Consider the following 2,732-nt stretch of genomic DNA (forward strand, 5'->3'; position numbering starts at 1 on the left):
AATGGTCGATTAAAAGAGGATTAAACAAAGAGAATTAAAAAAATTAGAGTTTTGCTTGTAATCCTTTAGTTTTTATTGGGGAAACGCAGCTTTGTTTAGAAAACTTCTTATCGTTTTACGATAATAGTTTGATAGTTTTACTCTGACATCTGTAAATCAGCGGTTTACTGATTTAACCCTTAGAGAAGGCAGTTCACCGAAGTTTACTAGCTCTGTTTCTCTACTTAACGTATTTTTCACCTTTCAGAGTTTCTCTACCTTTGGGTAGAAAGGCTCTCTCACTTTCGACAGTGTTTAGCTATCCCACAGACTGATTACGCTACTTGCAGTTGTAGGGTGATGCTCCTCAATGATTCAGGCTAACGGTATTTTTAGTTACATCATTTTCTGGGAGTTCGCCAAATCGATCCGAATTCGCGTCTTTATCTGTTCGTACTTTCTCGCAACAGACTGGGCTGCTATTGCCCAAGGCTAACCAGAAATTCATCATTCTAACTAAACAAAATGTTCGCGGTTGTCAGGTTCTGAACAGCAAGGTTTTGACCTGATTAAGAGAACGCTCAGCGATTTTGTAAATTTGCTATCTCCGATTTGGGACTGCATCAATTCAGTGATGTCTCCTGTGATCAGCAAGTTTGCATCCGTTGGGCTGAAGACGATCGCCTTTTCATGTTGATTCACCATTCCCAGACTTATTAACGACCGAGCAAAGAACTATGAGCAACGTACAAGCCCAACTGCACACAACGGATACGGGATTTCGGGTTGAAGGCTACGAAAAAATTGATTTTGGCTTTCAATTCGTCGATGGAATGTTTGATATCCAGAAGCCCGATCTGGCAGCTCACTACAAAGTATTGGGACGCTGTTTAGCGATCGTGGATCACAATGTTCATCGTCTTTATGGGCCGCAGCTCGAAGCTTACTTTCAGCACTACGGAATTGAACTGATAGTGTTTCCGGTTGTGATTGAGGAGCCCGATAAGACGATCGATACGTTTGAGACAATCATTGATGCATTTTGTCGTTTTAACCTGCGACGCAAAGAACCTGTGCTGGTGATCGGCGGCGGTTTAGTGCTGGATGTCACCGGATTTGCCTGCTCTACCTATCGCCGCAGCACAAACTATATTCGCATTCCCACCACCTTGATTGGTTTAATCGATGCTGGAATTGCGATCAAAGTGGCAGTGAATCACGGCAAACTCAAAAACCGCCTCGGCGCCTACCACGCGCCCAAGGAAATCTTCCTGGATTTTTCGTTCCTCAAAACGCTGCCCGTCGATCAAATCCGCAACGGCATGGCAGAACTGGTCAAAATTGCTGTCGTTGCCAACGCAGAAGTCTTCGATTTACTCGATCGCCACGGCGAAGATTTGCTTTACACGCACTTTGGCTATCAGGACAACGACGCAACGCTGCAAGAGATCGGCAATCGGGTCAATTACGAATCGATCAAAACCATGCTGGATTTAGAGACCTGCAACCTGCATGAGATTATGCTCGATCGCGTCATTGCCTACGGTCACACCTGGAGCCCAACTTTGGAACTTGCACCCGAACCGCCCCTGCTCCACGGGCATGCGGTCAATATCGACATGGCTTTGTCGGCAACGCTGGCAGCCCAAAGAGGCTATATCTCAACTGCCGATCGCGATCGCATCCTGGGACTGATGAGCCGACTAGGGCTGGCACTCGACCATCCAATGATGGAAAGCGATTTGATGTGGCAAGCAACCCAATCGATTACGCTCACCCGCGATGGTCTCCTCCGTGCGGCAGTTCCCTGTCCGATCGGTGAGTGTTACTTTATCAGCGATCTGACTCGCGACGAGCTAGATGGCTGCATCAAAGCGCACAAAGATCTCTGTGCCTCCTATCCGCGTGAGGGAGCCGGCGTCGATGCTTATGTGGGCGATCGCGAGTCGATGACTTCTGTTGAAATGCCAGCATTGGTAGGGAGCAATCTATGACCCAGGGAATTGTCAATCAAGTTGTTGCTGAAATGCCCCGCCCGATCACGCCTGTAGGAATCGCCGCCAGCCACTTAGAAGCTGCAATGGCAATGCTGACCCAGGTGAAAGATGTTCCCGACGAACTCGCGCTTCATCTTCAGCAAGCCACGATGTTGATCGCCGGACTCGACCCTTATCTGGGAGCCTGCACCACGCCCGAATCGCCCGCACTAACCCGAATCGCCCAGAAAACTCATCTGGAACCGTGGCAGGCAAAATATACCAGTGGTGCAACAGTACGGCAGCTAGAGCAGGAAATGCTGTCGGGTCACGTCGAGGGACAAACGCTGAAACTGTTCGTGCAGATGACGCGATCGCGCCGCATTCTCGACATTGGCATGTTTACCGGATACTCGGCACTAGCAATGGCAGAGGCCCTGCCTCCCGACGGTTATCTGGTTGCCTGCGAGGTCGATCCCTACGTGGCAGAGTTTGCCCATACGCTGCTGGATCAGTCACCTCACGGAGACAAGATTCGGATCGAGCTGGGGGCAGCCTTGGAAATTATAGACGAGCTGGCAGCAAGCGGCGAATCGTTTGATTTTGTGTTCATTGATGCCGATAAGAAAGAGTACGTTCAGTACTATCAAAAGCTGATGGACAGCAGCCTTCTATCGCAAAACGGCTATATCTGTGTGGACAACACTTTGTATCAGGGACAGGTTTATCTGCCAGAAGCTGATCGATCAGAAAATGCAAAGGCGATCGATCGATTCA

At 48.8% G+C, this 2,732-nt stretch carries 2 protein-coding genes; both read left to right on the forward strand.

What is annotated here, in order from left to right:
• Positions 1–716: 716 nt before the first annotated feature.
• A complete protein-coding gene (locus H6F80_RS14570) occupies positions 717–1,973 on the forward strand; it encodes a sedoheptulose 7-phosphate cyclase (RefSeq protein WP_190792255.1) in 1,257 nt (418 codons plus the stop codon).
• Positions 1,970–2,732, forward strand: a 763-nt coding sequence (locus tag H6F80_RS14575; protein ID WP_242067366.1) for an O-methyltransferase, incomplete at its 3' end; no start/stop codon positions are given. The genes H6F80_RS14570 and H6F80_RS14575, both read left to right, overlap by 4 nt.

The organism is Leptolyngbya sp. FACHB-711 (assembly GCF_014695615.1).
GTDB lineage: Bacteria > Cyanobacteriota > Cyanobacteriia > Elainellales > Elainellaceae > Leptolyngbya_A.

What these genes read in the sequence shown, in the direction of transcription:
- H6F80_RS14570 (WP_190792255.1), top strand. Translation starts at nt 717, where the DNA reads ATGAGCAACGTACAAGCCCAACTGCACACAACGGATACGGGATTTCGG.